Origin of the sequence: Acinetobacter sp. AND/436 (assembly GCF_049546925.1) — a bacterium.
Classification (GTDB): domain Bacteria; phylum Pseudomonadota; class Gammaproteobacteria; order Pseudomonadales; family Moraxellaceae; genus Acinetobacter; species Acinetobacter indicus.
This window is the reverse complement of the sequence record NZ_JBMXBO010000016.1, coordinates 42,467-65,862: the sequence shown is the minus strand read 5'-3', so window position 1 is coordinate 65,862 and position 23,396 is coordinate 42,467. Positions and strand designations below refer to the sequence as shown.

The following is a 23,396-nucleotide window of genomic DNA, read 5'->3' as shown; positions in this document are numbered from 1 at the left end:
CGACACAACTGTTTATTTATTCAACAAAAATACACTTATTTTTCTTTTTTCACTAAAAATGGGACCGGATTGGCCAAATGATCACCTAATTTTTCTGCCTGATTTTTTTCCTGCCATTTTAAGGCGCGACAATCAATATATTCACAATAGCCGCCTTCGCCCTGTTCTTCGACATCATTTATTTTGACCTGATAATGAAAACTGCCGACATAACCTGCAGCCAAGCCAAATTTAAAATCCCCGCGGCTTTGTGCCTGAATATGGATACGCGTGCCATCTGCACCGCTGTAACACCATTCAAATTCACGCGGCAGATACATGCTTTGCCGGTTTGGAGTCATCACCGCCGGATAAACCCGGTGCACTTTAAAATATACGCCTTCATCAAACAGCTGGCTTTGGCCACCGCTCAGGTCACGCAAATACATCCGCGACTGCAAAATCCGGTTAAAGCGGTCCCGCACTTGGGCCAGTAATAACTGCCGTTGTTGCTGCAGATTAATCACCTGATAGGTAAAAAAGGCTAAAGGTAGATAAGGAAAATTAATGGCTCGCGCATATTCAAAGCTGCCGAGTTGCTGGATCTGATAATGTTGCTGTTTATATTGAAGCTGTCCACTGCATTCACACAGCAAAGACCAGTGATCGGCCAGCCCCATGCGTAGCTTGGCAAAATAGGAAATCACCGGGGTAGTACGAATCTTCAGATCAAAACTGAGTTCAGAATCCAGACGTTGGACCCGAAACTCCGGAAAATGTCCTTCCAGCTGTTCCCGGCCACCAAACTGAAACAGTGCCGGCTTGAAATAACATTCTTTTTCCACTGAATAACTGCTGAGCTGCCCCACCATATGTGGACTGGAACTGACCAGTACCGTAGCAGTATCCAGCGGATGGGTTTGAATCGCGCTGTCATTACGCAGCATCGGGGCATTTGGCTGCCCAATCAGGCTCAGGAAATTAAGATAATGTAAGGGCGCGGGCAAATTGGGAATCATCAGCCCTTGATGAATAATTTTATATTTCTGGTTCGGGGCGTGAAAAGGCAGCTGCTCAAGCTTGAGTTGATGTGGAGCTTGATTCAGTTGTTTGGATCGATCGAGAAAATCTTGAAACATCTGCATAGCAAGCTCCTGGGTGTCATCTTGTTATGATTCGGCGGTTTTTCTCGCCATATAAGTGGTCACAAAACCTGATAATGCATAGATGATAGAAATCACCAGAATACCGACCGGAATATTATAGGTCATGGCCGCCAGTACAAAAACTGCTATCGGCAGCACAATAAACGGCACCCGCTTACGGTCCAATGTCTTAAAGGAATAATATTTAATATTGGAAATCATCAGCAAGCCAACCACCACAATAATCACGGCGTTGATGATCTGAATACCAAAGTCCTGAATATTATAAATTTCAGGAAAATCGCGGCCGACCCAGACCAGCGACACCAGCATTAAAGCCGCCAATGGACTGGCTACACCAATAAAATAACGCTTATCAACCACGCCAATCTGCACGTTAAAACGCGCCAGACGGAAAGCCGCACAGGCGGTATAGACAAAACAGCAGGCCAAGCCAATCCGGCCCAGATCATTCAGGCTCCAGCTATACATTAAAATTGCCGGGGCCACACCAAAGGCCAGCATATCGGATAAGGAGTCAAACTGCTCACCAAACGGACTTTGCGCACCAATGGCACGCGCAACACGACCATCTAAACCATCAAATAAGGCCGCCAGGAAAATGGCATAAATGGCCTGGCTATATTCGCCATTCATGCTGGCAATAATTGAATAAAAGCCCGACAGTAAAGCCGCGGTGGTAATGAGATTAGGCCACAGGTAGATGCCACGGCGTTTGACCTTTTGCCCCTCGCGGGTACGTTCCTCTTCCACCACTTCAAATGTGATTCCATCGTAATCATGTTCACGCGTCACGGAATCACCCTCGGGCTTCGGTGTGTTTATCATTATTTTATTCCTAACTCTAACCTAATCTCTGTTGTGACTGCTTGCTTATTCGCCAACCAGCCAGCGTACTGCTGCATGTCCACCATTGTCCTGCATGCGCAAATGCGGGAATAACCATTGTAAGGCTTCATCTGCATCTTCAGAGAATTTCCAAGGTGGATTGATCACCAGTAAACCACAGCCATTCAAGCCAACCGGGGTATCATCTGGCCAGACACAGATTTCGCAAACCAGCTGACGGCGAATGCCCGATTTGTACATTTTCTTTTCAAAACGTTCAATCATGGCGCGGTCTTTAATTGGATACCACACCGCAAACACGCCTGTTGGCCATTTTTTATAGGCCGCGACCAGCAGTTCTACCAGCTGCGGGAAGTCTTTACGTTCCAGCTCATAAGGCGGGTCAATCATGACCAGACCGCGTTTTTCTTTCGGTGGAATCACCCCAAGCAGACCTTCGTAAGCATCACGTTCATGCAAGCCAGCACGACGGTCACGGATATTGCTGCGCAATTGCTGAAAAACATCACGCTGCATTTCAAACACCGTGGCTTTATCCATCTCACGCATGCCTTGTAAGGCAAACCATGGTGAACCCGGATAAGCGCCCTTGCCATCCGTCTCGCGCATCTGCTCGACCAGATTCAGATACTGCTTCACGCCTTCCGGTGCATTGCGGATAATCGAGTCATCCAGTTTGACCAGACGGTGAATACCATTTAAGAACTCACCCGACTTCTGTGCAGGTGCTAAAGATAAGTCGTATTTGCCTGCACCGCCATGTGTATCAATATAGCGATAAGGTTTATCTTTGGCATTTAAACGTGTCAGTAACTGAAGCAAAAGCACATGCTTCATGACATCGGCAAAGTTGCCTGCATGGAAATGGTGACGGTAATTCATGTTTCTTTAATTCCTGAAATCAACCGGTATTTTAGCATGAAAAAAAGTTTCATTCAGAGGCTTATCTTGCTCTAAAATAGTTCCCCCGCTTTTTTATCCTTGTTCGAGTTTTGCCTATGCAAACACATTCTCTACCACCATCCTGGAATCTGGCACAGATATTCAATGATCTGGATCAATCCGGTTATGCCCTGATTGATGATGCCTATCCACAGGATTATGTACAAGATTTGGTAGCAGAATGTACCGCACATTTGAATGAGTTTCGTAACGCAGCCATTCAAAACGGTGTGGTCAGCCAGATTCGCAGTGATCATATCTTATGGCTGGATTCAAGCCTGCCGGTTGCCGAGCAGCATACCCAAACCTTAATGGCGCTGGCCGAGCAATTAAATCGTGCCTTTTTTCTGGGCATTAAGGAAGTCGAAGCCCATTTTGCCTGTTATAACGCCGGCGAATTTTATGCGCTGCACCGCGATAATCCGCAAGGTAAAAATGGCCGGATGATTTCCTGCGTCTTTTATCTGCATGAACAGTGGCAAGCCGATTGGGGCGGTGAATTACGCTTGCAGGACAAACAGGGCGAATGGCAGATCATTGCACCACAGCCCAACCGGATGGCCTTATTCCAAAGTGACTTGCTGCACGAAGTGCTGCTCTCCAAACAGCAGCGTCTGTCAATTACTGCCTGGCTGCGTAGTGATCCGCAGTTGTGGTGATCCTTTAAATCCTGGCAAGTGGCCTCATATAAACCGTATTGTGAACTGAGGATTGTGCCGATGCGTGATACCACCCAACCGATTATTCAGCGTATCGGTGAAACTGACCAGCTCTATTTACAGGGCAACACCCCGGAACTGGCGCTGGAACGTGCTTCGTTACGCCTAGAACTGGTGATGCTGAGTCAGGTCCGTCAGGAGCAGACCTATTTCCTGCAAGAAGCAATTGTGCTACTGGAGCAAGGCCGGGTTGAATTTGAGGAAATGCCGCTGTCCTTATATTTAAATCTGTCCTTAACCCTGGCCAAGGCCTATATGCTGTATTTTAAAATCAGTCAGGAAACCCGCTTTGCCTTAATTACCCAGCAGATTCTAAAACCGCTGACCAATTATAATCATGGCGATATTTACCTGTTTCTGGCCTATGCCAGCGCAGCGAAAAAAGAAAATGCCCTGACTCAGCACTGGCTGACCAAATACCGTAAAACAGCCGAGTTTGATGCCGATGTACTACGTGAACATACTGCCTTTGAACACTGTCATGGTCAAAGCTGGTTTGTGCAGCTGATTCAGCCGCGTTTACACTAAAGCTCAGCACGAAAAAAATATTTAACAACAAAAATGCCTCATTGATTGAAGCATTTTTTATGGACTACAGAAACGCTTGAATCTTCAGGCAGGATTAAGCGGTTTGGGCTTTATAGGCATCCATATGTAATTGTTGATTCAATTCATCGACCCAGATCGCCCAGTCATCATCCTGGACCAGATGACTGATTAATAAAGCACGCTGGGATTTATTCCAGAACGGCGCATCATGCAAAGAAATATGGGAAGGCAGTTGATGGGTACGTACATAAAGTTCAATGGCCGCCGGACTATTGGCTAAACCAAGTTGAGAAAATAATAGAGCTAAGGATGGTGTGTTGTGATTGAGCATCTCGCCCTCCTTATATATCAGATAAATTGTAGTTATTTATCCATCTAACTTATAAGATAAAGCAAAAAAAACCTAGTCTTTGCGACCAGGTTTGTTGTTTCAATTTGTGATTAAAGTTCGCAAGAGCCGGAAAGCTTATGTTCGGTATGTAATTGCTCGTTTAAGACATCAATCACGATGGCCCATTCATCATCACTTTTCCAGTGACTGATAATGAAATCGTGCTGGGCCTTGCTCCAGAATGCGGCTTTATGTAGGGGAATATCGGAAGTTAATTGATGGCTTTCAATAAATTGATCAATGGCTTCTGAACTGGACTCTAGACCCAGCTGCTCAAATAACAGTTCTAATGTGGGTTGCTGATCAAACATGGCGCCCTCCTCAGCATTTTTTTACTGTATTGTAGCTTTACGTTATAAGAATTCTGCACAAAAGCACAGCCTTGTGACTGCGCTTGTTGTATTTTTTTGTACCAAAGCATGTAAGGCGGATGAGCCTGATTGAACTGGCTCCGGCTTATTGCGCCAGCTTGTCGCTTTCAACGTGTAGTAACTGGTTTAATTTGTCGATAATCACAATCCACTCATCATCCTGATGCCAGTGTTCGCGTAAAAAGGCGCTTTGTCCCTCACTCCAGAATCCGGCATCGGGCAAGGTCACTTCTGCCGGCAATTGATGGGCGCGCACAAATTGCTCAATAGATGCTTCGTCTGCGGCTAAACCCAGTTGTTCAAATAATAATTCTAAGGTCGGCTGTTGTTCGAGTACCATGGAATGACTCCGTATTTTTCTAGGCGAAGTCCATAAACTAGCAAATCCGGAACAGCATTAGGGCTACAGGCCGATGTATTCTTGTTATGTTTTGTGAGGTTTGTCATGGCGCTGATCAATACAACAATCCATACAGCTGCATAAAAAAAGCACCCCAAATGGAGTGCTTTTTCTAACTTAGTTCAACACTAAATTATTTCACCATGTCAGCAATTGCTGCACGTTCTTCTTCAAGCTCGTTTAGCGTGAAGTTGATACGCTCACGGCTGAATTCGTCGATTTCAAGACCTTGAACGATCTTGTATTCGCCATTTTCGCAAGTTACAGGGAAACCGAACATTACGCCTTCAGGGATACCGTAAGAACCATCAGAAGGAATACCCATGGTTACCCATTCGCCGTTTGTGCCAAGCGCCCAGTCACGCATATGGTCGATTGCAGCGTTTGCAGCAGAAGCAGCAGAAGACAGACCACGCGCTTCGATGATTGCAGCACCACGTTTACCAACAGTTGGAAGGAATACGTCTTTGTTCCATTCAGCATCGTTGATTTTGTCTTTCAAGCTTTCGCCGTTTACGTTCGCAAAACGGTAGTCAGCATACATTGTTGGAGAGTGGTTACCCCAAACCGTCATGTTTTTGATGTCAGAAACTGCAACACCAGCTTTTTGAGCAAGTTGAGTCAACGCACGGTTGTGGTCAAGACGTAACATTGCTGTGAAGTTCTTCGCTGGAAGATCTGGAGCAGATTTCATTGCGATGTAAGCATTCGTGTTCGCAGGGTTACCTACAACAAGAACTTTAACGTCACGGCTCGCAACTTCGTTCAGCGCTTGACCTTGACCGATGAAGATTTCACCGTTGACTTTAAGAAGGTCAGCACGTTCCATACCTGGACCACGTGGACGTGAACCAACTAAAAGTGCATAGTCAGCATCTTTGAATGCAACTTTAGGATCATCAGTACCGATCATGCCAGCCAATAATGGGAAAGCACAGTCGTCAAGTTCCATCATTACGCCTTTCAGCGCTTGTTGAGCTTTCTCAACAGGAATTTCTAATAATTGAAGAATAACTGGTTGGTCTTTACCCAACATTTCACCGCTAGCGATACGGAATAATAGGCTGTAACCAATTTGACCAGCAGCGCCAGTAACGGCAACGCGAACAGGTTGCTTCATGTAATTATCTCCAGTTGAGAGGATAGTTAATGCGATTAAATAGCTGTTCTATCTAATCTTAATAATCATAAACGGCAAAGATTGTACTCCAATCCTTTGTCAGATGCATGTAAAAGGCTATGGATTTCAACAAAAGTCTGATAGGAAATATAAATAAAATGCCGAAAAACGTCGGGTTTTAGTATGAACCTTTAATAATAAAGGCCGATGGACACTGGGTTTCCACGCTACTGCTGCACTGTTTATAGCGCCCATTCGGGCTATAGCAGATTTTCAATTCAGTTAAATAACTTTTGGCCTGATGCGAAGTGCACTGAAAGTGAATGCTCTTGGAATGCATGCCCGGATTCAGGCGAATAAACAGCCGGTTCAGTTCATTCTGCTGCACCACGGTAGTTTCCTGACCGGTCAGCACCGCCGGGACTTTCAGCCGGTCGGCATAGTTAATGATGGTACGGAAATACTGGCTGGCATTCATCGGTACGCAGCCACCAATACCCTGCCACAATTGCACCCGGGCATGTTCATCGGGCATGACCCGTGCCACCACTTTGGCCTGAATGGGAGACAGTTTGGCTGAAGAGCTGGTTTCGCAGTCACGACGGGAGGTTTCCGGATACAGCCCGGTAATATTCAGCGAGTAGCCTTGCAGGCATTTCCGCTGCTTGGCGCGGTTGCTGTCAAACATGCACGCGGCGGGTGTCATTTGTACATCCATGACATAGCCCTGCACCGTGGCAGCACATGCAGCACTACTGAGCAATACCCCAGCCCCACCCGAAATCAGGATGAGGATTCCCGCTGGCTGCCCCCCGGCTGTCAATTTCTTCATTCTCAAACTTAGCACCTTCTCGTGTCGTTTTGAGTCCCATCCTCCTGCATCCATGCAGGAGACACCCCATCTTGTTTACTGCGTATTGCGCATTGGAATCTGCTGCATACGTTTACTGATTGATTGCGCGCCCTGACCCAGCAATAATCCATAGTGCGTGGCATTGGTCATGACGTGTTTAACGTAATCGCGTGTTTCCAGCAACGGAATGGATTCGGTATATTGATCCGCTGCCATGTTTTGAAATTCAGGCTGCCAGCGACGGGCACGGTTTGGCCCGGCATTATAGCCCGCAGTTGCTAAAACCGAGTTATTACTAAGCTGACCCTGGATGGTCGACAGATAAAACGTGCCATAACGAATATTGGTATTCATATCGGTGAGTGCCGCCGGATTATAGGTTTCCCCCATTTGGCGGGCAATTAAACGCGCGGTATCCGGCATAATCTGCATTAAACCACCCGCCCCGACATGCGAACGCGCCGTAGTCACAAAACGGCTTTCCTGACGCATCAGGCCATAGGCCCAAGCCGGATCAATCCCGGCGTTCTGGCTGTGGCTGACCACATAATTCTTGTGCGGCATAGCATAACGGTACTGATAGTTATGCTGCTTGGTGGTGCGGTCTGCCGCATAAATGGCCCGGTCATACCAGCCCATATCGGTGGCGCGTTTGGCTGCAGCCAATAACAGACCATCATCATGTTTTAAATAGGCCTGACGCACAGCCCAGTTCCATTCACGGTTAATATAACTGGCCGGTGCATTAATCTGGCGCAAGGCAAAGGCGCGTCTAAAGTGAATATCCTGATTTAAACGCTGCATATCCTGCGAACTTGGCTCACGGCTCACAGGAATCGAAGAATAGCTGTATCCGAGCTGATCTTTGGCCAGCAAATTGTGGTAATCATCACCCTGAGCCAAACGTTTATAAATCGCGTCAGCACTGCGTTTTGAAGTGGCATCGCCACGCTGCTCAGAGGCACGCGCCAGCCAGTACTGCCAGCGGTCTTCCTGCTTTTGCGACACGCTCATGGCATCAATCGCGCGAATTACACTTTCCCAAGCACCAAAACGAATCGCCTGACGGGCATAAATTTCCGCTTCTTCCGGGCTAAATGGCAGTCCATAGCTGGCATCCAGCGCATTCAGTACTTCACGGTTAAAATTGTTCTTCATGACGGTGGTGCCGCCAATATAGCCCACAGCACGATACAAGGCGCGCTGCACCGACTGCGGGGTACCTTCTGCAGCACGTTTCACCGCAGATAGAGCCGAGTTCAGGTCGGTATCGGCCAGGCGGCCCAAGGCATAAATCAGATAAGCCTGATCTTCAGCACTGGCTTTTGGTGCAGACCATAAATAGTTAAGCGGGTTGGCCTGAATGCTGTTCAGCTGCGACAGACTCAGGTTTAAACCTAGTCCCTGTGCAGTGGCAAGCGCCTGTCCGGATTGGCCGGCACGCAGCTGCACCCACAAACGCTGCTGTTTATCTTCCTGGGTCATCAGTGGGCTGGATAACATCATCCGGCCCAGACCGGTACAGGATTCCGGCTGCGAATTGGTGGTTAGCCAGACATCTTTAAATTCGGCAAAAACCAGCGGATCACCCGACTGGGCACGCACCTGCGCCACGGCACAGCTTTCGGCACGGTCGGCATTGGTCACATAGGGCAGCACTGATACAGCATTGCTAAAATCGGCCTGTTTGACTTTTTCTTCGACATAGTCAGCGGCCAGTTTTTCTGCCATGGCCGACTGTGGATAACGCTGGGCAAACTGCACAATCGAGGCGGGTGACTGAGTGGCCAGATTGGTATTTAAAATCCAGTATTCCGGATAATAGCCGAGCACATCATTTTGCATGGCACTTTGATATTGCTGCAATAAAGAGAGGTTACTGGCATTGGCTGCCCGCAGCGCATCATTAAACTGCTCTTCGGCTGCGTACAAGGTTGGGAAAATGCTCAGTGATGCCAAACCTAACACAAGCTTTTTGCAAAAAATTCTTTTCTTTTCAGTCCATGTGCGCATGTGCCTATTTTCAGTCATTACTTAGCCTCTCCTCTCTTACCGCAATATACTAAAACAGTTTCATTATTCTCAAACACCTCAATTGTTGTGTTATGTAACCTCATGATTAAACAATATTAATTTTCGAACAATTTTAATTGATAAATCAATCTTCTGCTTCCCTCATTTAGGGCTATAAGTTTATACCCAGTTCCTGTTAAAATACGCGTTTTTCTATCACCTCTGCCGTTCAAACATTTCAGAACGGACGATCTCGATTTTATCCTTCAGGAGCCTACATGACGGTTCAAACCTTCATTCCAAATGGTGCCAAAGCTGCCTCAGAAAACACTGTTACCCAGCCACAGCACACCCCAGCCGACGGTTCAGTGAAAAAGCTGTACATCGAAACGCAAGGGTGTCAGATGAATGAGTATGACAGTCATCGTATGGCAGACCTTTTAGGCGATTCTCACGGCTATGTGCTGACCAGCAATCCGGCCGATGCCGATATCCTGCTGATGAACACCTGTTCCATCCGCGAAAAGGCACAGGAAAAAGTGTTCTCGGAACTGGGCCGCTGGCGCAAACTGAAAGAAAAAAATCCGGATCTGGTGATTGGCGTGGGTGGCTGTGTTGCTTCTCAGGAAGGTGACAATATTCAAAAACGTGCGCCGTATGTCGATATGGTATTTGGCCCACAGACCTTGCACCGTTTGCCACAAATGCTGGATCAGCATAATGATCAGGTTGAAAAACCGAAAAAAGAAAAAATCAAGCTGGTGGATATTTCCTTCCCGGACATTGAAAAATTCGACTTCCTGCCAGAACCGCGCGTCGAAGGTTTTAAAGCCTTTGTGTCGATTATGGAAGGCTGTTCCAAATACTGTTCTTTCTGCGTGGTGCCCTATACCCGTGGTGAAGAAGTTTCACGTCCACTCGATGACGTACTGGCGGAAATTGCCGGTTTAGCAGAAAAAGGTGTGCGTGAGATTTCACTGCTCGGTCAGAACGTGAATGGTTACCGCGGTGAAACTTTTGACGGCAACATCTGTACCTTTGCTGACCTGTTGCGTTTGGTCGCCGAAATTCCGGGGATTGGCCGTTTACGTTATACCACTTCGCATCCGCTAGAATTTAATGATGACCTGATTCAGTGCTACCGCGACTTGCCACAAATGGTGTCGCATTTGCACTTGCCGGTACAAAGTGGCTCCAATGATGTATTACAGGCCATGAAACGTAACCACACCATTGATGTTTACATCGAAAAAATTGCCAAGTTACGTAAAGTGCGTCCGGACATGCATTTGTCTTCCGACTTTATTATTGGCTTCCCGGGCGAAACCGACGAGAACTTTGAAGAAACCTATCAGTTTATTCAGGATATGGACTTCGACCATTCGTACAGCTTTGTCTATTCAAAACGTCCGGGCACGCCGGCGTCTGAACTGCCGGACAACACCCCGGAAGATGTCAAAAAAGAACGTCTGGCCAAAGTGCAGCAATGGATTAAACAGTCCAGTATTGACAAAACTGATGCCATGCTCGGCACCGTGCAACGTGTGTTAATTGAGAGCGTGTCGAACAAAGATCCGAATGTACTGGTCGGCACGGCGGACAATACACGTTTGGTAACATTTATTGGTGATCCGGCTTGGGTCGGACGCTTTGCGGAGATTGAGATTACCGAGATTAAAACTTTAAATTTAGTTTATGGTGAACTCTTGAATCTTGAACCAGACGTGGCGTAATGTAAGGGAACAATACGACTACTTCTGAATAAGGAATTCTCTTGACGGCAGCAATTCGACGTACAGTAAATTTTCCTGGCATTTCAATGGAACGTCTCAAAAGCATGCTCGGTGCTTATAACGGCCACTTGAAACAGATTGGACAGCGTCTAGATGTGCAAATTTCTCATCGAGGTGATGCCTTTTTTATTGATGGTGAAATAGATGCAGTTGAGAGAGCCGAGCTCTTGCTTCAGCGTTTATATGAAGAATCGGAAAATTCCAGCCAGATTAGTGCCGACACCTTACACATGATGATTCAGGGCAGCCAGACTGACCGTGAATTGCAGATTGATGAAGAGCAGGAACATACCGGTTTAGATGCGGTCTGGTTACAGACCCGCAAAGGCCGGATTAACCCGCGCGGTGCCAACCAGAAACGTTATGTGCAGCGTATTTTACAAAGCGATATTTCGTTCGGGATTGGCCCAGCAGGAACCGGTAAAACCTACCTGGCGGTAGCTGCAGCCGTCGATATGCTGGAGCGTAATGAAATCCAGCGGATTTTACTGGTTCGCCCTGCGGTTGAAGCCGGTGAAAAACTCGGTTTCCTGCCGGGTGATTTAACCCAGAAAATTGACCCGTATTTGCGCCCGCTGTATGACGCGTTATATGAAATGCTCGGCTTTGAAAAAGTCGCCAAGCTGATTGAACGTCAGGTGATTGAAGTCGCGCCGCTGGCCTATATGCGTGGTCGTACCCTGAACCATTCTTTTGTGATTCTGGATGAAGCGCAGAACACCACACCAGAACAGATGAAAATGTTCCTGACCCGTTTGGGCTTTGGCTCACGTGCCGTAATTACCGGTGACGTGACTCAGGTCGATTTACCGCGTGGTCAGCAGTCTGGTCTGGCGCATGCCCTGCGCGTGCTGGAGCACGTCAAGGAAATTCATATTACCCGTTTCCATTCACGTGATGTGGTGCGTCATCAACTGGTGCAGAAAATTGTTGAAGCCTACGAAGGCTGGGACAGTGAGCAACAACGTCTGAGTGCAGAAGCCCGTGCCGAACGCAAAGCCCGTCAGGAAGCGCTGATTGCAGAAAACGATGCCAAGGCCGATGCGCAGGACTAAACTGATCTAAGGATATATTTTGAAACTGAGTCTTTCTCTACAACAGGATGTTCAAGCCCCTGAACTGGTCTTGAAACGTGGCTATATCAAAAAAGTTGTAGAAACCACCTTGCGACATATTGGCACCCAAAGTGACTGTGAAATTGGGATCGCCTGTGTCGACAATGAAGAAAGCCATAAACTGAATCTGGAATATCGCCAGAAAGACAAACCGACCAACGTGCTGTCTTTCCCAAGTGAACTGCCCGATGAAATGGCCGAATTTCTTGATGCCTTCCCCATTGGGGATTTAGTGATCTGTATTCCGGTGGTGCTACGCGAAGCGAATGAGCAAGGCAAAGCACCGCTAACCCATTTCACCCATATGCTAGTGCATGGCACCTTGCATTTGATGGGTTATGACCATGAAACTTCAGATGAAGATGCTGAAGAAATGGAAGGCATTGAAATTGAAATTCTGGATAAGCTCGGTTTTGAAAACCCGTATTTAGAACGCGATTAAAGTAAAAAATGAAGAAGCGGGCTTAGGCTCGCTTTTTTTATAGGGTTTATTTTATGATGAGATGAATAAAAATAGATAAGCCACAATCATGAAATACGTTGTTATTTTTAAAGCGAAAATTAAAACACTTGATCCTCTGTATTTTGCCACAGCACAGCAGTTACGTCAGAAAGCCTTAAGCCAATTCCGCTGCATTCATTTTGAAGCATTAACAGAAGGTTTATCTGAAATCGCCCTATCCTATTGGCATGATCTTTCAGATATACACGCTTGGCATTTAGATGCGGAACACCAAGTCGCACAACAACTCGGACATAACACTTGGTATGAAAATTTCAGTGTTGAAGTTTGTGAAGTATTACGTCACTACAAACGCTAGCGCACCTCAAACTCCGCCTCAGCCGGGTCAAAACGCCAGGTCCGGATAATGCGTAGCTCGGAAATATCTTTCATCTTGGCATCAAAGGCACCAAAAGGAGCAGCTTTTCGTACTGAGGCTTTAGCAGCTTCATCCAGCATGGCATGTCCCGAGCTTTCAATTAAACGAATCGCGCGAATCCCGCCGTTGGCATTTAAAATCACCATTAAACGTACTTCACCGGCCAGCTGTTGCTGCTTGGCCGCTTCCGGATAATAACGATTACCATAAAATTCGACTTTCTGACGGAATTTTTCCAGATAACCGGCCGCGACATCCTGCTTGGCCTGAATTCCATCTACGGTTTTAATTTTCTGCTGACGGCTAAAATTTTGCTGACGCTGTAAATACTGCGCTTCTAGACTGGCCACCATCGCCGCTTTGGCCTGAAACTGGCTGTTCAATTCTTCTAGCGCTTTTTTACGCTGGTTTTCCGCCGCCTGCTTTTGCCAGCTTAAGGTAGTCATTAGCACTTTTTCTTCAAAGCTCAGTTCACGCTGCTGCTGCAAACGCTCCAGACTTTCCAGCTGCTGATCACCGGCACTCTGTTCAATCATTGGTGCGGGCATATCGCTGGACATGCGGTGCGCTTCCCGGAAGGTGCCAGAACCTTGCTGATCGGCCTGTGCTAAAAAGTCGGCGTCCTTAATTTCGGTGGCACTTGGCCTTAAGCTGACCGCAATTTCCTTGACCGCGGCATCGCTTTGCTGTGGCATGACAAATTGCACCGTTAACACAGCCAGATGCGAAAGTGCCGCCAGCGTCAGTACGGTGCCAAATAGTGGATCTTTCCACCACTGCTGCGTCAAAGGTGCAAAATGAAATTTCTTTAACATCACATTAATCCGACAAAATCGCGGATTCCCCAAATCGTATAAAACGAGATAAAATAAGACTGGTTTTTACTTTTGAAAAAAAGCGAGACACTCGTCAACATGTCGTGTCACGATAAATAAAATCTTGAAAATGGTGCAGTTTATTTTGCTAAACTGCAAGCTTCAATTGGCGTATTTTTAATACAATTCGACAAGATCTCTGCAAAGTTAATAAAGATTAACCCATTGGAATGCCCTGTATGTCCCCTCTTATCTCTCTCATTTCAAAACGTTTACGTCAGATGTATCAGAAGGCTGAAGGATTTATTGAAGATGAGCGCGAATTTCCAATGTCTCAGGTTTTTCTGAATGCGACCTTTCAGCGCTTTGTCACCGACAATGTCAAAATGCTGAAAGACTTACATGCCGATTTACATGACGACTGGCTGCGTCTGTATGCGACCCTGGACTACAACGGGCTGTATATTACTTTGTCGGTAGATTTGAAACTGGTGCAGATGGAACTGAATAAAAATGTCCAGCTGATTGTATTTGAACAGATTAGTGATACCCAGGTGATTGAAGCCAAATATCCAAGCATCCTGCATAAGCTGGGTGTGCGGTTTGCGCTGTTCTTCTATCAGAAAGTGCTGAACAAAGATCCACTGGGCATGATTCTGCAAAAACTGAATGTGATTAAAGTTAAAGATGATCTATTACATTTAGACCTGAACCGCTGGCTGGGCAAGAACCGCTCGATCATTGACACTCTGGGCAAAGTGCATGTCAATCATGCGGTGTTGCGTGAAGCCGAACTGGTGGTCATGGGCAATGTCAACCTAACCACCCTATTTCGAAAAATTGCTGAAGATCGCGATCGTGAAGAAGCCGAAGAAGCACAAACGGCCACAGAAGTGACGCCCATCAAACAGAAAAAGAGCTAAAAGCTCAAACAGAGAGATTGCAGATGCCGATCAGGATTGCTACACAAGCGTTACATAAAGTGCATATTTGCAAATTTTCTCTTCATCATTCAAGCGCATAATAGAACAAAGCACAATGTGCGCTTATTTACAGCAATAGGAAACAATTTACTTATGGCTAAACACGTATTGAAAACGATGGGCATGGCAGCGGGAGTTTCGACTGCACTGTTATTTGCAGGGTTCTCAAACCAGACTTTTGCCATGAGTCCATTCCAAGCCAGTTATCAGTTCAGCTATAACGGCAAAAACCTTGGCTCTGCGACCCGAACCTTAAGCAAATCCGGCAATCAGTGGAACTATGTTTTTGCCGCCAAAGCCGGCGGGATTGCTTCGGCCACGGAAACCAGCCGCTTCACCTTTGAAAATGGCAAAATTGGTTCTTCCAGCTTTAGCCGCAGCAGCAAAATCCTGATTCATAACAACACCATGAGTATTCACTTTAATCCGGCTGCGAAAAAAATTAATACCAAAAAAGACAAAGAGTCGCGTTCATTTGCCTGGAAAGCTGGTGTACTCGATGAACTAAATGCCGAATTGCAGATTCGTGAAGACTTAAAAAATGGTTCGCTCAAATCGACCTATTACCTGGCCGATGCCAAGGAGGTCGAAGCACGTAAATTTGTACGCCAAGGCAGTGAAAGCGTAAAAACCAATTATGGCACCTTTGACACCATTAAAGTGGCGATTAAGCATGACAAGCCGGGCCGTGAAACCATTTTCTGGTTAGCGCCAAAACTGGACTACTTACCGGTGAAAGTGACCCATCTGGACAAGAAGAACTCTTATGGCCTGCTGTTAACCGGCTATAAAGGCCCAACAAGTTAATCATTTTCTCGATTTTTGCTTGCATTTTTTCAGGTGCTTTTTAAAATACGCTTTTGCTTTAAAAAGCACCTGCTGTTGAGGATTCTCCCGTGCACGCACTAGAACAGAAAATCTTAGCTGAAGGTATCGTTCTGTCTGAAGAAGTTCTGAAAGTCGATTCTTTCCTAAACCATCAAATTGATCCGGTCATGATGCAGCAAATTGGTCAAGAATTTGCGCGTTTGTTTAAAGATGCCGGCATCACCAAAATTATTACCATTGAAGCGTCAGGTATTGCACCGGCAGTCATGGCAGGTTTAGAGCTGGGCGTTCCCGTGATTTTTGCACGTAAATATCAGTCTTTAACCCTAAAAGATGACCTGTATCGCTCTAAAGTGTTTTCATTCACTAAACAGGTCGAAAGCACCATCGCAATTTCAAACAAGCACATCAGCTCAAGCGACAAAGTACTGGTGATTGATGACTTCCTGGCCAATGGTCAGGCGGCTTTAGGTCTGGCTGATCTGATTCATCAGGCCCAAGCAGAAGTGGTCGGTATTGGTATTGTGATTGAAAAATCCTTCCAGCCAGGTCGTGACCTGCTCCTGGAAAAAGGCTACCGGGTTGAATCTCTGGCGCGTGTGAAGTCACTGGCCAATGGTACGGTTGAATTTGTTCGCGACTAAGACTTTGTCTGCAATTTATATCTAAAAGAGCACTCAGGTGCTCTTTTTTTTATGGCGATGTGATTTACAAAATTCTCTACCACGCTCCAGACCGAATGGCTTAGCATAAGCCTAACGGCAAATTCTGAGCGTTTTGACCAAGGTCAGCTAACGCCTTTTGTCCTAAGCTATTGGCTCTTTGGATTGACCCAGCATTTTTAGAAGGCACTCTACACTCATGACACAAGACAATCCGTTGATGGAACACAGTATCGTCTGTCCGAAATGTGGCTCAAATCAGGTTGAAAAGCGCAACCATGAACAAAACTTACAAAAAATTGGCGGAGTATTGCTCGGGTCGGCCGGAACAGCAGCCGGAACGGTTGGCGGAGCCGCCTCCGGTGCCTCTTTAGGCGCTGCCATAGGCACCGTGGCCGGACCGTTGGGGGTGATTATGGGCGGTACCATTGGTACCTTTGTGGGTGCAATTAGTGTTGGGATCACTGGCGGCTTTTTAGGGCATCGCTTTGGTAAAAAAGCAGGTGTAATTGTCGACCAAAATATCTTTCTTGATTTTCATTGTCTGAAATGCAAACACCGTTTTAAAGAACAAATCAAACCTAACCAATCTTAAACATACCAAACACAGATTTTCATATAAAAAAGTGCTGTATAAAACAGCACTTTTATCACATCTTTTTATTATTTTACTTGCACATTTTCGGCTGCAATTACTGGCTTTTGAGCTGCTAAATATTGAACTTCTGCAGGTTGTTTTTGGGCCTGTTGTTCTTGTGGGAAGTTCAGACTATGCACAATTTCAGTTGCAGCTACGCTCGACCACGAGCAGCCTAAACTCAATACAACTATACCGATTAACGTTAACTTATTCATTTCCACTTTTCCTCAATCTCTCATTATTACAGCAGTCCATTGTGCTTGATACATATACCTGCACGAAAAATGCTGTGTGAACCGTGACAGAAAACTCTGCTTTAAAAGTGGCTATTAAATGTGAAAAGTGAAAGACTGAATATCACTACAAATAGTGATTTTGCGTGAAAAGTAATTAGTTTTTTCGTGAATAAAAATATTCAAACCGCTGCAGCCAATGAAGCTCAAATACAATCAAGGTGTAAAACATTCTGTTCGTTTTACACCTGAGTTAATGATTCAGAAGATTACATTCCCTGTAACTTTTTCACCATTTCGCCTAAACGTTGCCCTTGTGCTGCACACAAGATTTTTTCATCCTGACTTAAACTCTGGTCATGACGCGGGCCACTGACATGCGACGCACCATAAGGCGTGCCGCCGGTTTTGGTATTGGATAAAGCCGGATGGGCATTGCTGAGTCCCATAATCATCATGCCATGATGAAATAACGGCGGTAGCATGGTCAGCAAAGTGCTTTCCTGGCCACCGTGCTGTGAACCGGAAGAAGTAAATACACAGGCCGGTTTATCGTGCAGGGCGCCGCTTAGCCACAGACTGGTGGTCTGATCCCAGAAGAATTTCATTTCCGAGGCCATATTGCCAAAACGGGTCGGCGAACCAAGCGCAAGACCAGCACAGTTGGCCAGGTCATCCAGGCTACAGTAAATATCACCTTCGGCCGGAATACTCGGCTCGGCAGTTTTGACCACCGCGGCAATATTCGGTACTGTACGTATTTTTACCGCTACGCCTGCTGCCTCTACCCCGTTGGCAATCAGATGGGCCATTTCACGGGTGCTGCCATATTTGCTGTAATACAGAACTAAAACATAGGGTTGCATAATGTTATCTGTAGAGTAAAAAAGAAAACTATACGGTATTTTGCTGTATTTTTGGTTAAGCTGGCACAGGAAAACACAGAAAGATCACTAAAAAAATCGAGACTTTAGCCGCATGATTGTTGAGTATTTAAAAAAGCTGCCCTTTTATGACCACCAGTGGTTTCAATTCGTGCTGTTTGTATTACGCCGTTTTGAAGCAGACCGCTGTCGTGAACAGGCCGGCTCGCTCACCTATACCACACTGTTTGCGGTGGTGCCAATGCTGACGGTTTTTCTGGTCATCATCTCCTCGATTAAAGCTTTAGAACCGGCGCGTCAGCAGTTACAGCAGCTGATTTACAGCAACTTTCTGCCCAAAACCACCATCGCCTTTGATAAGGCCCTGAATGCCTTTACCGATAAATCCAGCAATCTCACCATTATCGGGATTCTGTTCCTGTTCATTACCACTGTACTGATGCTGACCAGTATCGAAACTGCCTTTAACCGGATTTGGCGGGTAAAAGAAACCCGAGGCGGGATTATGGGCTTTATGCGCTACTGGACCATTATTTCGCTGGGGCCGATTTTACTTGGCAGCGCCTTTGTGCTGTCATCTACCGTTGCCTCGATGAATGTACTGAGCAATAACTTTGCCGGTTATGAGGTCAACGGTGCTTTTATTCTGTGGATCATTTCCTTTTCCCTGACCATTGTCGGCTTTTTTATCCTGTACTGGACCATTCCCAACCGCAATGTGCCGATTAAAGCCGCGCTGATTGCCGGCGTCTTTAGTGCGGTGGTGTTTGAGGCATTAAAAAACCTGTTCGGCTTTATCATGTCGAATTTCACCAGTTATGAAATTGTCTATGGCGCCTTTGCTGCCGTGCCGATTTTCCTGCTGTGGATTTTTCTGTCGTGGAATATTATTTTGCTGGGCGTGGAAATCAGCTTTGCCCTCACCGCTTTTAATTCCGGCAAAGACCAGAAACGCCATCCGATGATTATGCTGCTGGACCTGCTGGAGCTGTTTTATCAAAAACAGAAAAAAGGCGAAAGCGTGACCGAGCAGGAAGCACTGGAAGTACTGGGCCGCGATGAAATTGGCCGTTTACCGAATTATATCTGGATGCTGGAGCAGCAAAACCTGATTAAACGCACCGATAACGATGAACTGGTGCTGGTACGAAATTTATCGCAGGTCAATTTCTGGAGTTTTTATACCCAGCTGCCTTATCCTCTACCACAGCGCAAAGATGTCGGCAATATTCATCCGGATGATGAATGGATGCAGAAACTCGGACCGGCGCTGATTGAAGCCGATGACTATCTGGCAGCCAAGCTGTCGATTCCACTCTCGAAAATTTTTGAAGAAAAATAGAGGTAGCACCTGCTGATCTTTAAGGCCGGGAAATAAGCGCCAGCTAAGCGGAAATTTCGCTGGTGCTTTTCCAGCAGATCAGCGCACCCAGACTGACCAGACTACAGCCGAGCCAGAACACCCAGCCGGGCTGTAACTGCAACAGCCACATCGAGATCAATGAAGACAGCACCGGAATAAAATAGGTAGCCAGAATTAGTAACTGGATACGGCCAAACTGAATACTCTGGTTCCAGTTATGATAAGCCATTCCTATCAGGGCACCGGCCAGCACAATCCATCCCCATAGCGAAAGGCTTGGCCATTGCCATGGTTCATCTAATCCTACATGCAGCGCCCACAGCAAACCCGCAGTCACCACAAAAAACAGTGACACTGCATTGCTGCCTTGGGCATAGGCTCGGGTCAGCGCCCCGTAGCAGGGCCATAACAAGGCCGCTAAAAATGCCAGACTATAAGCCAACGGATTTTCCGTCAGTACGCTCCAGAGCTGGGCCAAGTTCCAGATCTCCGGATTGACCACCAGCATCAAGCCCAGTACGGCCAGCAAAAAGCCTGGAATTACCGCCCAGTGATAACGCAGCTGTTTGGCCAGAATCGCCAGCACAATACTCAGCGGCGGCCACAGATAATTGATCATGGCAATCATCAGCACCTGTTCGCGCTGTGTCGATAAAGCAATCGACAGCAGGAACAGAATTTCATAGCTGACAAATAATGCCCCACTCCCCCAGAGATAGATTTTCGGCATCTGGCTAAGTTTGGGCCAACCTTGGTGCAGCAGAATCACCAGCGCACTGACACTATAAATAAGCGCAAGTGCCAGCACCGGACTGAGCTGCTCACTAATCAGCTTGACCACACCTACTAGGCTGGCCCAGATCAGCAGTGAGCTCAAGCCCAGTGCAGTAAAGCGTTGTGATTGGCTCAGCATCAGGCCACGCGCCGCTTGAACCAGCCCTGTGCGCTGACCATAACCACGCCCAGCATCACCATGATAGCCCCCATAATAAAGCTGTGTTCCAGTTGCTCACCTAGCAGCCACACCCCAAACAGCACCCCAAATAATGGGGTTAAAAAAGAAAATACCCCCAAGCGTGAGGCCAGATAGTTTTTCAATAACCAGAACCAGATTAAATAACTGGCAAAAGAAATCAGAATGGCGTGAAACAACAGACTGCCAATCGCGACCGGACTCCAGTGCACCACCGCCTGTTCGGACCAGTAGGCCAATGGTAATAGCACGATAAAACCGCCCAGCAGCTGATAGAACAAGGTTTGGGTGGCTGGTGCTTCGGCCAGCGGGGTTAAGCGCACCGCTATGGTAGTGGCCGCCCATAAAATACCGGCACATAAAGCCAGAAAGTCGCCATAGAGCATGGAACTGGTTGCGGCACTGAGCTGACTGTCACGCCCCAAAAAAGTCACCACAATGCCCAGAAAAGCCAGCAGAATACCGCTCCATTGCAGCAGGGAAAGCCATTCACTGGGCAGCTTCCAGTGCAGGCCTAAAGCCACAAAAATTGGCGCGGTATACAGCAGCACCACGGTATGGGAGGCCGAGGTAAAGCGGATGGCTTCAGCCAGCATAAAAAATTCGGCGGCAAATAGCAGCCCGACCAGCAAGCCCGGATACAAATACGTCGGTGTCCATAAATGCACACCTTGAGCCAGCCGGATTAACGGCCAGACCAGCAGCGCAGAAATCCCGGAACGCAGCGCCATTTGCATTAGCGGTGAAATATCAGGCGCGGCAATTTTCAGCACCACCTGCTGCAGTCCCCAGAAAATACACAGCACAAACATTATGCTGGCTGCTCTGGCATCCAGTGCCTGTCGTTGTTTCACCAAAATTCCTTGAAAATTCTCGTTTTTCCCTAGCCTACCTTAATTGAATTGGCAGGCATTTAAAATATGTGCTGCACGCTTTTCCTGCAATTTACACATAAACAGCTGCCATAAAAAAACGACCCGTGATGGGTCGTCCTGAGTCTGGCCTGTCACGTTTAGTTATCGCTGACAAAGGCAATATCACTGAGTCCGGCTTCACTCGCACGTGACATTACCTGGGCAACGGTATCATAACGGGCATCTTTGTCGGCACGTAATTGTACCGTTGGCTTACGTTCCTGCTCGCCTGCCGCATTTAAACGGTTTTCCAGCTCATCCAGACTGATGATCTGATCATCCCAGGCCACTTCACCCGAAGCATTAATGCTAACGGTAATCGCCTGTGGTGGTGGATCAATAATTTCTGCCGTGGTTTCTGGCAAGGTTAATGGTATTGATGGGTTGGCAACGGTCGCTGTCACCAGGAAGATGATCATCAAGACCAGCATAATGTCGATGAGCGGAATGAGGTTCATCTCATTCATGCCGCTATCGTTGTCTTCACCCAATTGAAATGCCATTAAGCCTGACCTCCCACTAAACCTTGCTGTGCAGTTTTCACTTCAGCCTGAGCGGTCGCAGAATCCTGCTGCAGCATGGTGTCAATTAACAGGTTGTGTGCATGATCTTGCAGTTCATGTGACAAGGTCCGGTTAAAACGGCTACAGATGTTATAGGCAATAACTGCTGGAATTGCGACAGCCAGACCAAAACCGGTCATGATCAGTGCTTCACCGACAGGCGTCGCCACTTGAGCAAGGCCAGCCTGACCGCTTTTACCCACCGCTACCAGCGCGTGGAAAATCCCCCATACAGTACCAAACAGACCAACAAACGGTGCCAGCGATGCAATAGTTCCGAGTACCGATACGCCTTTTTCTGCAGAGGCTTTTTCTGCTGAAATCTGGCGTAACAGCGCCTGCTCTGCCACGGCCTTGCGCTGTTCAAAACTTAAAGGCGCAAATTTGGCTTTCAGGCTGTTTAGCGCTTGAGCGAGTTGAGCATAGGCTTGCTGTTTAAGTTGGCGGGTGCCCATCAGACGCAGCACAAAAATTGTCCAGGTCGCAATCGACATTGCCAGCAACACGAAATACAGTGTTTTGCTGACTGCATCTGCATGTTGCCAATAAACTGAAAAGTTCATACTCGAACTCCTGATTAAAGTTAGCCGTTAGGATTCAATGTCAATTCAAAGGGTTGCTCAGCACGAATTGGATAAGCAACGCCATTTTCCTTGTACGGTTTGAATTTTGCACTACGCACTGCGCGTAAAATCTTTTCATCTAAAGCAGCAATGCCGCTTGAACGGGTAATCCGCGCACTGGTGATTGAGCCTTTTTCATTGGCTTCAATTAAGACCACCACGCTACGGGTTTCACCCTGTAAATCTCGGTTGGTATACGATGGTTTTGGTGAGCGGCTCCACTGCACGCCCGAACCCCCAATGGATACCGATTTGGTTGCTGGCACAGCCGGTGCAGGCGGCGCTACTGGCGCAGGCTGTACCACCGGTTGCGGTGCCGGTTTCACCACTTTGGTTTCAGAAACCGTGGTGGTAACCGTTGGGGTTGGCTGCGGCGTTGGCTCAACCGGTTTGACCACAGGTTTTGGCGCTTCGGCCTTTTTCACCTGCTGGACTTTTTCCACTTTTTTCGGTGGTGGTGGCAATGGTTTTTCAACCACTTTCACTTCTTTGACTTCTGGTGGCTTAGGCTGTGCCGGTTTTGGTTCTGCTTTTGGTTGTGGCGGTAAAGGTTTTGGGGGTTCCTGAATTTTGACAAAGCGGACTTTTAGCGGCTCCTTGTCAATCGGTTTCAGTTCCGGTGATTCCATCTGGCTAACCGCCCACAACACCCCGATATGGCCAATAACCACGGCCACCAGTGCAGACAGCACTTTCTTTTTCATGGGATGAGGAGATTGCATCATGGGAGTAGAAGATGGACTCATTAAACTCAGTTACCTTAAAGAGGTGATA

General features: G+C 47.0%; 28 protein-coding genes. 11 read left to right on the top strand and 17 right to left on the bottom strand.

Annotated elements, in window-relative coordinates; translation table 11 throughout:
• Positions 1-35: 35 nt before the first annotated feature.
• The 3 genes from ACPEPR_RS11985 to ACPEPR_RS11975 are packed head-to-tail and all read right to left on the bottom strand — an operon-like array spanning position 36 to position 2,876.
• Entirely contained in the window at positions 36-1,124 is a 1,089-nt protein-coding gene (locus ACPEPR_RS11985; protein ID WP_005182214.1) for a DUF6670 family protein, read from the bottom strand.
• Between the two features lie 24 nt (positions 1,125-1,148).
• Complete coding sequence (pssA, locus tag ACPEPR_RS11980; RefSeq protein WP_016659558.1) at positions 1,149-1,973, bottom strand: CDP-diacylglycerol--serine O-phosphatidyltransferase; 825 nt, start codon at positions 1,971-1,973, stop codon at positions 1,149-1,151.
• Positions 1,974-2,018: 45 nt separating this feature from the next.
• The gene (locus tag ACPEPR_RS11975) at positions 2,019-2,876 is read right to left on the bottom strand and encodes a 23S rRNA (adenine(2030)-N(6))-methyltransferase RlmJ (protein ID WP_005182209.1); all 858 of its coding nucleotides are present in this window, start codon (positions 2,874-2,876) and stop codon (positions 2,019-2,021) included.
• A gap of 116 nt (positions 2,877-2,992) precedes the next feature.
• Here ACPEPR_RS11975 and ACPEPR_RS11970 point away from each other — a divergent pair, with 116 nt between their 5' ends.
• Positions 2,993-3,595: a 2OG-Fe(II) oxygenase gene (locus ACPEPR_RS11970; protein ID WP_104484209.1), complete on the top strand. Its 603-nt coding sequence runs from the start codon at positions 2,993-2,995 to the stop codon at positions 3,593-3,595.
• Between the two features lie 60 nt (positions 3,596-3,655).
• Positions 3,656-4,183 carry a hypothetical protein gene (locus ACPEPR_RS11965; RefSeq protein ID WP_423562480.1) on the top strand — a complete coding sequence of 176 codons (528 nt, stop codon included), beginning with the start codon at positions 3,656-3,658 and terminating at the stop codon, positions 4,181-4,183.
• 94 nt (positions 4,184-4,277) lie between these two features.
• Here ACPEPR_RS11965 and ACPEPR_RS11960 read toward each other — a convergent pair whose 3' ends face one another.
• From ACPEPR_RS11960 to ACPEPR_RS11935, 6 genes are all read right to left on the bottom strand, one after another.
• Positions 4,278-4,535, bottom strand: coding sequence for a DUF2789 family protein (locus ACPEPR_RS11960; RefSeq protein WP_005182199.1), 258 nt, complete (start codon positions 4,533-4,535; stop codon positions 4,278-4,280).
• Between the two features lie 110 nt (positions 4,536-4,645).
• Positions 4,646-4,906, bottom strand: a complete 261-nt coding sequence (locus ACPEPR_RS11955) for a DUF2789 family protein (RefSeq protein WP_005182196.1) — start codon at positions 4,904-4,906, stop codon at positions 4,646-4,648.
• A gap of 145 nt (positions 4,907-5,051) precedes the next feature.
• On the bottom strand, positions 5,052-5,306 hold the full coding sequence (locus ACPEPR_RS11950; protein ID WP_005182193.1) for a DUF2789 family protein: 255 nt from the start codon (positions 5,304-5,306) through the stop codon (positions 5,052-5,054).
• Between the two features lie 193 nt (positions 5,307-5,499).
• Positions 5,500-6,486 (bottom strand): malate dehydrogenase, encoded by a 987-nt coding sequence (locus ACPEPR_RS11945; RefSeq protein ID WP_005182191.1) that lies wholly within the window; start codon positions 6,484-6,486, stop codon positions 5,500-5,502.
• 178 nt (positions 6,487-6,664) lie between these two features.
• The gene (locus ACPEPR_RS11940; RefSeq protein ID WP_005182188.1) at positions 6,665-7,318 is read right to left on the bottom strand and encodes a ribonuclease T2 family protein; all 654 of its coding nucleotides are present in this window, start codon (positions 7,316-7,318) and stop codon (positions 6,665-6,667) included.
• A gap of 75 nt (positions 7,319-7,393) precedes the next feature.
• On the bottom strand, positions 7,394-9,370 hold the full coding sequence (locus tag ACPEPR_RS11935; RefSeq protein ID WP_005182175.1) for a lytic transglycosylase domain-containing protein: 1,977 nt from the start codon (positions 9,368-9,370) through the stop codon (positions 7,394-7,396).
• 260 nt (positions 9,371-9,630) lie between these two features.
• On the opposite strand from ACPEPR_RS11935, the gene miaB reads away from it, so the two are divergent.
• The 4 genes from miaB to ACPEPR_RS11915 all read left to right on the top strand — a co-directional run bounded on the left by miaB (position 9,631) and on the right by ACPEPR_RS11915 (position 13,081).
• Complete coding sequence (gene miaB / locus ACPEPR_RS11930; RefSeq protein WP_005182171.1) at positions 9,631-11,085, top strand: tRNA (N6-isopentenyl adenosine(37)-C2)-methylthiotransferase MiaB; 1,455 nt, start codon at positions 9,631-9,633, stop codon at positions 11,083-11,085.
• A 41-nt stretch (positions 11,086-11,126) separates the two neighbouring features.
• Complete coding sequence (locus ACPEPR_RS11925; protein ID WP_016659561.1) at positions 11,127-12,200, top strand: PhoH family protein; 1,074 nt, start codon at positions 11,127-11,129, stop codon at positions 12,198-12,200.
• 19 nt (positions 12,201-12,219) lie between these two features.
• Positions 12,220-12,702, top strand: a complete 483-nt coding sequence (gene ybeY / locus ACPEPR_RS11920) for an rRNA maturation RNase YbeY (RefSeq protein WP_005182166.1) — start codon at positions 12,220-12,222, stop codon at positions 12,700-12,702.
• A gap of 88 nt (positions 12,703-12,790) precedes the next feature.
• On the top strand, positions 12,791-13,081 hold the full coding sequence (locus ACPEPR_RS11915) for an antibiotic biosynthesis monooxygenase family protein (RefSeq protein WP_163169943.1): 291 nt from the start codon (positions 12,791-12,793) through the stop codon (positions 13,079-13,081).
• Here the strand turns inward: ACPEPR_RS11915 and ACPEPR_RS11910 are convergent.
• Positions 13,078-13,956, bottom strand: coding sequence for an energy transducer TonB (locus ACPEPR_RS11910; RefSeq protein ID WP_005182159.1), 879 nt, complete (start codon positions 13,954-13,956; stop codon positions 13,078-13,080). The two genes, ACPEPR_RS11915 and ACPEPR_RS11910, sit on opposite strands and share 4 nt — an antisense overlap.
• A gap of 239 nt (positions 13,957-14,195) precedes the next feature.
• Between ACPEPR_RS11910 and ACPEPR_RS11905 the strand changes: the two genes are divergently transcribed.
• The 4 genes from ACPEPR_RS11905 to ACPEPR_RS11890 all read left to right on the top strand — a co-directional run bounded on the left by ACPEPR_RS11905 (position 14,196) and on the right by ACPEPR_RS11890 (position 17,024).
• Positions 14,196-14,879 carry a hypothetical protein gene (locus ACPEPR_RS11905; protein ID WP_016659565.1) on the top strand — a complete coding sequence of 228 codons (684 nt, stop codon included), beginning with the start codon at positions 14,196-14,198 and terminating at the stop codon, positions 14,877-14,879.
• A 153-nt stretch (positions 14,880-15,032) separates the two neighbouring features.
• Entirely contained in the window at positions 15,033-15,746 is a 714-nt protein-coding gene (locus ACPEPR_RS11900; protein WP_005182145.1) for a DUF3108 domain-containing protein, read from the top strand.
• Between the two features lie 89 nt (positions 15,747-15,835).
• Entirely contained in the window at positions 15,836-16,411 is a 576-nt protein-coding gene (locus ACPEPR_RS11895) for a xanthine phosphoribosyltransferase (protein WP_005182137.1), read from the top strand.
• Positions 16,412-16,628: 217 nt separating this feature from the next.
• Positions 16,629-17,024: a hypothetical protein gene (locus ACPEPR_RS11890; protein WP_016659567.1), complete on the top strand. Its 396-nt coding sequence runs from the start codon at positions 16,629-16,631 to the stop codon at positions 17,022-17,024.
• Positions 17,025-17,092: 68 nt separating this feature from the next.
• Here ACPEPR_RS11890 and ACPEPR_RS11885 read toward each other — a convergent pair whose 3' ends face one another.
• Positions 17,093-17,284 carry a hypothetical protein gene (locus tag ACPEPR_RS11885; RefSeq protein ID WP_016659568.1) on the bottom strand — a complete coding sequence of 64 codons (192 nt, stop codon included), beginning with the start codon at positions 17,282-17,284 and terminating at the stop codon, positions 17,093-17,095.
• A 287-nt stretch (positions 17,285-17,571) separates the two neighbouring features.
• Positions 17,572-18,168 carry an NAD(P)H:quinone oxidoreductase gene (wrbA, locus tag ACPEPR_RS11880; protein ID WP_016659569.1) on the bottom strand — a complete coding sequence of 199 codons (597 nt, stop codon included), beginning with the start codon at positions 18,166-18,168 and terminating at the stop codon, positions 17,572-17,574.
• A gap of 112 nt (positions 18,169-18,280) precedes the next feature.
• Between wrbA and ACPEPR_RS11875 the strand changes: the two genes are divergently transcribed.
• Positions 18,281-19,528 carry a YihY family inner membrane protein gene (locus tag ACPEPR_RS11875; protein WP_005182132.1) on the top strand — a complete coding sequence of 416 codons (1,248 nt, stop codon included), beginning with the start codon at positions 18,281-18,283 and terminating at the stop codon, positions 19,526-19,528.
• Between the two features lie 43 nt (positions 19,529-19,571).
• Here ACPEPR_RS11875 and yddG read toward each other — a convergent pair whose 3' ends face one another.
• The 5 genes from yddG to ACPEPR_RS11850 form a co-directional block, all read right to left on the bottom strand.
• The gene (gene yddG, locus ACPEPR_RS11870) at positions 19,572-20,462 is read right to left on the bottom strand and encodes an aromatic amino acid DMT transporter YddG (protein ID WP_160241633.1); all 891 of its coding nucleotides are present in this window, start codon (positions 20,460-20,462) and stop codon (positions 19,572-19,574) included.
• Entirely contained in the window at positions 20,462-21,376 is a 915-nt protein-coding gene (locus ACPEPR_RS11865; protein ID WP_423562479.1) for a DMT family transporter, read from the bottom strand. Before ACPEPR_RS11865 ends, yddG begins: the two co-directional genes overlap by 1 nt.
• Positions 21,377-21,534: 158 nt before the next feature.
• Complete coding sequence (locus ACPEPR_RS11860; protein WP_005182129.1) at positions 21,535-21,939, bottom strand: ExbD/TolR family protein; 405 nt, start codon at positions 21,937-21,939, stop codon at positions 21,535-21,537.
• A complete protein-coding gene (locus ACPEPR_RS11855; protein ID WP_005182127.1) occupies positions 21,939-22,562 on the bottom strand; it encodes a MotA/TolQ/ExbB proton channel family protein in 624 nt (207 codons plus the stop codon). Before ACPEPR_RS11855 ends, ACPEPR_RS11860 begins: the two co-directional genes overlap by 1 nt.
• 20 nt (positions 22,563-22,582) lie before the next feature.
• Positions 22,583-23,368, bottom strand: a complete 786-nt coding sequence (locus ACPEPR_RS11850) for an energy transducer TonB family protein (protein ID WP_016659573.1) — start codon at positions 23,366-23,368, stop codon at positions 22,583-22,585.
• Positions 23,369-23,396 lie beyond the last annotated feature (28 nt).

Bases quoted from the DNA above. Each gene is read 5' to 3' on its own strand.
- ACPEPR_RS11985 (WP_005182214.1), bottom strand. From the start codon at position 1,124: ATGCAGATGTTTCAAGATTTTCTCGATCGATCCAAACAACTGAATCAA.
- pssA (WP_016659558.1), bottom strand. From the start codon at position 1,973: ATGATAAACACACCGAAGCCCGAGGGTGATTCCGTGACGCGTGAACAT.
- ACPEPR_RS11975 (WP_005182209.1), bottom strand. From the start codon at position 2,876: ATGAATTACCGTCACCATTTCCATGCAGGCAACTTTGCCGATGTCATG.
- ACPEPR_RS11970 (WP_104484209.1), top strand. From the start codon at position 2,993: ATGCAAACACATTCTCTACCACCATCCTGGAATCTGGCACAGATATTC.
- ACPEPR_RS11965 (WP_423562480.1), top strand. From the start codon at position 3,656: ATGCGTGATACCACCCAACCGATTATTCAGCGTATCGGTGAAACTGAC.
- ACPEPR_RS11960 (WP_005182199.1), bottom strand. From the start codon at position 4,535: ATGCTCAATCACAACACACCATCCTTAGCTCTATTATTTTCTCAACTT.
- ACPEPR_RS11955 (WP_005182196.1), bottom strand. From the start codon at position 4,906: ATGTTTGATCAGCAACCCACATTAGAACTGTTATTTGAGCAGCTGGGT.
- ACPEPR_RS11950 (WP_005182193.1), bottom strand. From the start codon at position 5,306: ATGGTACTCGAACAACAGCCGACCTTAGAATTATTATTTGAACAACTG.
- ACPEPR_RS11945 (WP_005182191.1), bottom strand. From the start codon at position 6,486: ATGAAGCAACCTGTTCGCGTTGCCGTTACTGGCGCTGCTGGTCAAATT.
- ACPEPR_RS11940 (WP_005182188.1), bottom strand. From the start codon at position 7,318: ATGAAGAAATTGACAGCCGGGGGGCAGCCAGCGGGAATCCTCATCCTG.
- ACPEPR_RS11935 (WP_005182175.1), bottom strand. From the start codon at position 9,370: ATGACTGAAAATAGGCACATGCGCACATGGACTGAAAAGAAAAGAATT.
- miaB (WP_005182171.1), top strand. From the start codon at position 9,631: ATGACGGTTCAAACCTTCATTCCAAATGGTGCCAAAGCTGCCTCAGAA.
- ACPEPR_RS11915 (WP_163169943.1), top strand. From the start codon at position 12,791: ATGAAATACGTTGTTATTTTTAAAGCGAAAATTAAAACACTTGATCCT.
- ACPEPR_RS11910 (WP_005182159.1), bottom strand. From the start codon at position 13,956: ATGTTAAAGAAATTTCATTTTGCACCTTTGACGCAGCAGTGGTGGAAA.
- ACPEPR_RS11905 (WP_016659565.1), top strand. From the start codon at position 14,196: ATGTCCCCTCTTATCTCTCTCATTTCAAAACGTTTACGTCAGATGTAT.
- ACPEPR_RS11900 (WP_005182145.1), top strand. From the start codon at position 15,033: ATGGCTAAACACGTATTGAAAACGATGGGCATGGCAGCGGGAGTTTCG.
- ACPEPR_RS11890 (WP_016659567.1), top strand. From the start codon at position 16,629: ATGACACAAGACAATCCGTTGATGGAACACAGTATCGTCTGTCCGAAA.
- ACPEPR_RS11885 (WP_016659568.1), bottom strand. From the start codon at position 17,284: ATGAATAAGTTAACGTTAATCGGTATAGTTGTATTGAGTTTAGGCTGC.
- wrbA (WP_016659569.1), bottom strand. From the start codon at position 18,168: ATGCAACCCTATGTTTTAGTTCTGTATTACAGCAAATATGGCAGCACC.
- ACPEPR_RS11875 (WP_005182132.1), top strand. From the start codon at position 18,281: ATGATTGTTGAGTATTTAAAAAAGCTGCCCTTTTATGACCACCAGTGG.
- yddG (WP_160241633.1), bottom strand. From the start codon at position 20,462: ATGCTGAGCCAATCACAACGCTTTACTGCACTGGGCTTGAGCTCACTG.
- ACPEPR_RS11860 (WP_005182129.1), bottom strand. From the start codon at position 21,939: ATGGCATTTCAATTGGGTGAAGACAACGATAGCGGCATGAATGAGATG.
- ACPEPR_RS11855 (WP_005182127.1), bottom strand. From the start codon at position 22,562: ATGAACTTTTCAGTTTATTGGCAACATGCAGATGCAGTCAGCAAAACA.
- ACPEPR_RS11850 (WP_016659573.1), bottom strand. From the start codon at position 23,368: ATGAGTCCATCTTCTACTCCCATGATGCAATCTCCTCATCCCATGAAA.